General features: G+C 71.2%; 9 protein-coding genes and 1 pseudogene. All 10 read left to right on the forward strand.

The window, feature by feature from the left end; genetic code table 11:
• Positions 1–594, forward strand: a pseudogene (locus tag J7E88_RS33995) (FtsK/SpoIIIE domain-containing protein); the annotation flags it as partial.
• Positions 595–733: 139 nt separating this feature from the next.
• Entirely contained in the window at positions 734–1,399 is a 666-nt protein-coding gene (locus tag J7E88_RS34000) for a DUF2637 domain-containing protein (protein ID WP_215187351.1), read from the forward strand.
• 20 nt (positions 1,400–1,419) lie between these two features.
• Positions 1,420–1,611 (forward strand): mobile element transfer protein, encoded by a 192-nt coding sequence (locus tag J7E88_RS34005; protein WP_215187352.1) that lies wholly within the window; start codon positions 1,420–1,422, stop codon positions 1,609–1,611.
• Positions 1,612–1,626: 15 nt separating this feature from the next.
• A complete protein-coding gene (locus J7E88_RS34010) occupies positions 1,627–1,821 on the forward strand; it encodes a hypothetical protein (protein WP_215187353.1) in 195 nt (64 codons plus the stop codon).
• Between the two features lie 17 nt (positions 1,822–1,838).
• A complete protein-coding gene (locus tag J7E88_RS34015; protein ID WP_215187354.1) occupies positions 1,839–2,159 on the forward strand; it encodes a SpdD-like protein in 321 nt (106 codons plus the stop codon).
• A 91-nt stretch (positions 2,160–2,250) separates the two neighbouring features.
• Positions 2,251–2,454 (forward strand): hypothetical protein, encoded by a 204-nt coding sequence (locus J7E88_RS34020; protein ID WP_215187355.1) that lies wholly within the window; start codon positions 2,251–2,253, stop codon positions 2,452–2,454.
• A 5-nt stretch (positions 2,455–2,459) separates the two neighbouring features.
• A complete protein-coding gene (locus J7E88_RS34025; protein ID WP_215187356.1) occupies positions 2,460–2,645 on the forward strand; it encodes a hypothetical protein in 186 nt (61 codons plus the stop codon).
• 135 nt (positions 2,646–2,780) lie between these two features.
• Complete coding sequence (locus J7E88_RS34030; protein ID WP_215187359.1) at positions 2,781–4,073, forward strand: replication initiator; 1,293 nt, start codon at positions 2,781–2,783, stop codon at positions 4,071–4,073.
• Positions 4,070–4,258 (forward strand): helix-turn-helix domain-containing protein, encoded by a 189-nt coding sequence (locus J7E88_RS34035; protein ID WP_215187357.1) that lies wholly within the window; start codon positions 4,070–4,072, stop codon positions 4,256–4,258. The genes J7E88_RS34030 and J7E88_RS34035 overlap by 4 nt, the downstream gene beginning before the upstream one ends.
• The gene (locus tag J7E88_RS34040; protein ID WP_215187358.1) at positions 4,258–5,409 is read left to right on the forward strand and encodes a site-specific integrase; all 1,152 of its coding nucleotides are present in this window, start codon (positions 4,258–4,260) and stop codon (positions 5,407–5,409) included. The genes J7E88_RS34035 and J7E88_RS34040 overlap by 1 nt, the downstream gene beginning before the upstream one ends.
• Positions 5,410–5,534: the final 125 nt, after the last annotated feature.

Consider the following 5,534-nt stretch of genomic DNA (forward strand, 5'->3'; position numbering starts at 1 on the left):
CATCAGCGCGGACACCCCGGACGCGGAAGTCACTGCCGACATCTGGGGCCTGCCTGATCACCTGCGGCCGGTGCCGGTCGTCCTCCTCGTCGACGAAGTCGCTGAACTGGCACTGTTCTCCAACACCGCCGAGAAGAAGCGCCGCGAGCGCATCGTCACCGCCCTCGTGCGCCTCGTGCAGCTCGGCCGCGCGGCCGGCATCTACGTCGAGATCTGCGGTCAGCGCTTCGGATCGGAACTCGGCGACGGGATCACCATGCTCCGTGCCCAGCTCACCGGCCGGGTCTCGCACCGGGTCAACGATGAAGCCTCGGCCAAGATGGCGTTCGGCGACATCTCCCCGGATGCCGTACTCGCGACCACGCAGATCCCCGTCGAGCGGCCCGGCACGGCGGTGGCCGGTGACTCCACGGGCGGCTGGGTCCGCATCCGTACGCCGTTCACCTCGATGCGGCAGGCTGTGAACGCCTGCACCGCGAACGCCCACCGGACGCCCGTGCTGGCCGGTTGGAGTCCTTCCGCCCAGTGCTGCCGGAGCTGTCTCCCAGCAAGACCCCGGCCCCCGCGGCGGCGGCCAAGCCCCTCACTGCCTGATCCCTTCCCCACTCGGTCGGCGTGACCGCTTCGCGCCACGTCCCTACCCCCGCCATGCCTGAACGGACCGCCGGGGCCCGGCGACCGGCCCTTGTGCCTCGCCCGGCCCCGGCCCAACTCTCCAAGGAGGTGAAGACCGATGTTCCGCTCGATCCGCCTGGATGCCGTGCTCGTGCAAGCCGTGATCGCCGGGGCGCTGTCCTTCGCCCACCTGCACGATCTCGCCGCCGCTGCGGGTCAGGACGGCTGGAAGGCGTGGGCCTACCCCGTCTCGGTCGACCTGCTGCTCGTCGCGGCCTGGCGACGCCTGCGCATCCTGCGCGCCCAGGGGGAACCGGCCCGCGCTGCGTGGTCGTGGTTCGCCGTCGCCCTGGCGGCTTCCCTCGGTGCCAATGTGGCTACCGCGGGCCTGCTCGACCTGACCGACGTGCCCGACTGGCTGCGCATCCTCGTGGCCGGTTGGCCTGCTCTCGCCTTCCTCGGCGGCACACTCCTCGTCCACTCGCCCGCCAGTGCAACCGCGGACGTTGTCGAGCCGGAACCGCTGCCCGTGGTCGAGCCGGTGACCGTGCCGGCCGGACCGGACCCGGCTCCGGAGCCGGATGCGGTCGAGCCTGCCGCACCGGTTCCGGCCCTGCCCGCCGCCCCGCCTGCGGACGTGCCGCCCGCGCTCGTCGACCACGCCCGCAAGCTCGCCGACGCCCACCGCGCCTCGACCGGCAGCCCCATCGACGCCACCACGCTGCGCGACCGCCTGGGCCTGCCCGGCCCGATGGCTGACCAGCTCGCTGCCCACCTCGCCTGACACGACAAGGAGTTCAGTCCATGCCTGCGCGCGACTTCTTCCACTCAGTGATGCGGATCGGCCCTGTGCAGATCGGCACCCACCGCGACCGCAACGGCCGGACCAAGCACGCTGCCGTCTGCTCCCGGGACAACTGCGGCTGGTCCGCTGACTTCTCCGCCCAGTCCGCCGCCCAGCTCGCCGCCCGCACCCACCGCTGCCGCATCAACTGACCAAGGAGCCCCGTCGTGAATGTCGAACTTCCGCTGATCGTCCTGGTCGCCATCTTCGGCTACTTCGGCATCAAGCTCATGCGCCCGCCGACCTGGCTCATCGTGGTGCTCCTCCTCGGCGGCTTCCTCCTCGCCGACACGTTCCTCGCTCCCGCCATCGAGTCCGGCACCCGCACCGGCGTCGACGCCGTCAACAACACCACCAAGTGACCGAAGGGAGAACTCTCATGCTCCGCCCGCGTATCCCGACCATGCCGACCCCGACCAGCATCACCACCCCGCCCGCCGTCGTCCAGCCCACGACGGTCCAGCCCGCACCGACCCCGGCCCCGACCGCTTCCGCGCCCGTGCCGGCCACCCCGGCCCGGCCCACGGTCCAGCTCACACCCGGCACCGCGCTCGCCCTCGTCGGCAGCGGCACCGCCGTGGTCCTGGTCGTCGGCGCGGTCCTCGTCTCCATGCTGCTCGCCGTCGCCGTCACGGCCACCTCGGTCGCCGTCTGCGCCGTCGTCCTGCGCTCCCTGCTCAACGGCCAGCGCCAGCGCTGACCGGCCTTCCGGGCGGCCCTGAAACCGCCAAGTATCCGCCGCCCGGACGGCCAGCCCCTACCCGACTTCATCAACCGGAAGGACCTTCATCATGCCCCAGCACCGCCACGCCCCGGCCCGCGTCTGCCCGTCCTGCGATGGCTTCGCCTCCGCCGCTATCACCCTCGGCGGCCGTGACCGCACCGGCCAGCGGCGCACCATCACCGCCCACTGCCGCACCTGCCAGGGCACCGGCATCGTCCCGCCCCTGCGCCAGCTGCTCGACACCGCCGCCGACGCCGCGTTCACCCGCTGACCGCCGTGGCCGACCTCGCGCCCACCGTCGACCGGCCCGGCGTGCACGTCGCCAAAACCGCCCGGGACTTCCCCGCCACCGGCTCCTACGCCTGCCGCTGTGGGGTCTCCGGCCGGGCTACGGGTGACGACAACGTCCGCGACCTGGTCGCCGAGTGGATCGACCACCGCAACACCTGCCTTCACCGCTGATCACAGCCAGCCGGGATGCCCGCTACGAAACGGCAGGCGTCCCGGCCTGCTCCCTCTAGAAGGAGGACCATCCGCGTGACCACGACCGCACCGCCGCCCCTGCGGGACCTGGCCTTCCTCGCCTCGCTGGGCACCATGCCCGGCCTCATGCGCCAGCTGCGCGGCCTCGGCGGCTGCACCACCCCGATCCGCCTCGACGGCCACCGCACCGACGTCCACACCGGAACCGGCGAGATCCTGCACCACCTCACCGCCGACGACCTGCCCGCCGGGAACCTCCTCGTGCGCTGCAACAACCGCCGCGCCACCCGCTGCCCCGCCTGCGCCGAGACCTACCGCCGCGACACCTACCAGCTCATCACCGCAGGCCTCCGCGGTGGCAAAGGCACCCCCGAACGCGTGGCCACACACCCCAGGGTGTTCGCCACCTTCACCGCCCCCGGCTTCGGCCCCGTCCACAACCGCCCCACCAAAGGCCGCTGCCGCTGCGGCACCACCCACCCGGCCGACGCCCCCGAGTTGGGCACCCTGCTCGACCCCGACACGTACGACTACGAAGCCGCCGTGCTCTGGAACGCCCACGCCTCCAAGATTTGGGCCCGCTTCTCCATCTACCTGCGCCGCGAAGTCGCCAAGCGCGCCGGCCTCTCGCAGCGTGCCTTCAAGGAGCATGCCCGCGTCTCCTTCGCCAAGGTCGCCGAGTACCAGCGCCGCGGGGGCATCCACTTCCACGCCGTGATCCGCCTCGACGGCCCCGATGGGGGCGACACCCCGCCCCCGGCCTGGGCCACCGCCGAACTCCTCGCCGACGCCATCCGCGCCGCCACCGCCGCAGCCGATGTGCCCGGGCCGGTCATCGACGGCCGCGCGCACACCTTTGTCTTCGGCAGCCAGCTCGACATCCGCCCCATCCGCTCGGCCGACCTCGACGGCGGCACCGAACTCACCGAACGCGCCGTCGCCGCCTACATCGCCAAGTACGCCACCAAAGGAGCAGAGATCGCGACCGGAACCCTCGACCGCCCCATCAAGTTCCTCGCCGAACTCGGCCGCAAGTCCATCCCCGAACACGCCCGCCGACTCATCCGCACCGCATGGACCCTCGGCGCCCGCAAAGACCTGGAAGACCTTCGGCTCCGGGCCTGGGCCCACATGCTGGGCTTCCGCGGCCACTTCTCCACCAAGACCCGCCGCTACTCCACCACCCTCGGCGCACTCCGCCAGGCACGCGCCGAATGGCAACGCCTCCAAGCCGCGATCGCCCGCGGCGAAGATCCGACTGCCGCCATGCCGGCCAATCCGGACGAGGACACCACCCTCGTCCTCGCGCACTGGGCCTTCGCCGGAACCGGCCTCACCCGTGGCGAGGAATGGCTCGCCGCCTCACTCACACCCGACACCACCGAACTGGAAGGAGCCGCAGCATGACCACCGCCACCGCAGAACTGCTGACCGTGCCCGAGGTCATGGCCCGGCTCAAGCTCGGACGCTCCACGGTCTACGACCTGATCCGCTCGCGCCGCCTGACCTCTATCACCATCGGGCGTGCCCGGCGTGTACCGGCCGACGCGGTACGGGACTTCATCGTCCGTGAGATCGAGGAGGCTGCCTGATGGCTTCCCAGCGCAAGCGCAACCCCAACGGCGCGGGCACGATCACCAAGCGCAAGGACGGCCGCTATCAGGCAGCGGTCTACGTCCTACAGCCTGACGGCACCCGCGCCCGCAAGTTCGCCTACGGCAAGACCTGGGCCGAGTGTGACGCCAAGCGCCGTGAACTCCTCGACAAGGTGGACCAGGGCGTGCCCGTGCCGACCCGTTCGGCACGGCTCTCCGAGTGGCTTCCGTACTGGCTGGACAACGTCATCAAGCCGCGTCGCAAGCTCAGCACGTACGACAAGTACGAAGCGCACGTCCGGCTGTACCTCATGCCCATGATTGGCTCGAAGCGGCTCGAATCCCTGGGCACTGCCGATGTCCGGCGCTTCCTCGTCGAGCTGGAGAACAAGACCACCGCCGCCACCGCCAAGGAATCGCACCGGGTGCTGCGCACCGCCCTGACGGCTGCCTGCCGCGAAGAGCTGGTCACCCGCAACGTGGCGAGCCTCGTCGAGCCGCCCCGGGCCAAGTCGCGGGAGCTGAGCCCCTGGTCGCTTGACGAGACGCTGGACTTCCTTGCCGCCGCTCGGAAGGACCCGCTGTACGCGGCCTTCGTCCTCGCCATCGCGATGGGCCTGCGGCGGGGTGAGATCGTCGGCCTTCGCTGGGTGGACATCGACCTGGACAAGCGCGTGCTGTACGTCCGCCAGCAGAGCCAGCGTCGGCGCGGCGTCCTGTACGACGACGACCCCAAGGGACGCCGCCGTCGGGCTGTGCCGCTACCGGCGATGTGCATCGCGCCGCTCCGCTGGCACCGGATGCGCCAGGCCGCCGCCAAGCTGCGCGCGGGGGAGTCGTGGGATGAGGGCGGCTACGTCTTCGCCACCCGGAACGGCCGCCCGGTCGAGCCGCGCAACGTCTACCGCTCCTTCACCCGGGTCGCCGACTCTGCCGGCCTTCGCGTCATCCGGCTGCACGATGCCCGGCACGGCTGCGCCACCCTGCTTACCGCGGCCGGGGTCGCTCCTCGCGTCGTGATGGAGATCCTCGGGCACTCGCAGATCAGCATCACCATGGACGTGTACACGCACGTCGTCCAGGACACGCAGCGCGAGGCGATCAGCCACATGGACCGGCTGCTCAAGAGGCGGCCAGGCCGTGAGTGACCGCCCCCGTTGATGTCAGAAGTGGATGTCAAAGGCCCCGGACCTTGATCGGTCCGGGGCCTTTGCGCTGGTGCCCCCGGCAGGATTCGAACCTGCGACACCCGCTTTAGACGTCGTTTCAGTTG

This window comes from Streptomyces sp. ISL-10 (assembly GCF_018614575.1).
Taxonomy (GTDB): Bacteria; Actinomycetota; Actinomycetes; order Streptomycetales; family Streptomycetaceae; genus Streptomyces.

Bases quoted from the DNA above. Each gene is read 5' to 3' on its own strand.
- J7E88_RS34000 (WP_215187351.1), top strand. From the start codon at position 734: ATGTTCCGCTCGATCCGCCTGGATGCCGTGCTCGTGCAAGCCGTGATC.
- J7E88_RS34005 (WP_215187352.1), top strand. From the start codon at position 1,420: ATGCCTGCGCGCGACTTCTTCCACTCAGTGATGCGGATCGGCCCTGTG.
- J7E88_RS34015 (WP_215187354.1), top strand. From the start codon at position 1,839: ATGCTCCGCCCGCGTATCCCGACCATGCCGACCCCGACCAGCATCACC.
- J7E88_RS34020 (WP_215187355.1), top strand. From the start codon at position 2,251: ATGCCCCAGCACCGCCACGCCCCGGCCCGCGTCTGCCCGTCCTGCGAT.
- J7E88_RS34030 (WP_215187359.1), top strand. From the start codon at position 2,781: ATGCCCGGCCTCATGCGCCAGCTGCGCGGCCTCGGCGGCTGCACCACC.
- J7E88_RS34035 (WP_215187357.1), top strand. From the start codon at position 4,070: ATGACCACCGCCACCGCAGAACTGCTGACCGTGCCCGAGGTCATGGCC.
- J7E88_RS34040 (WP_215187358.1), top strand. From the start codon at position 4,258: ATGGCTTCCCAGCGCAAGCGCAACCCCAACGGCGCGGGCACGATCACC.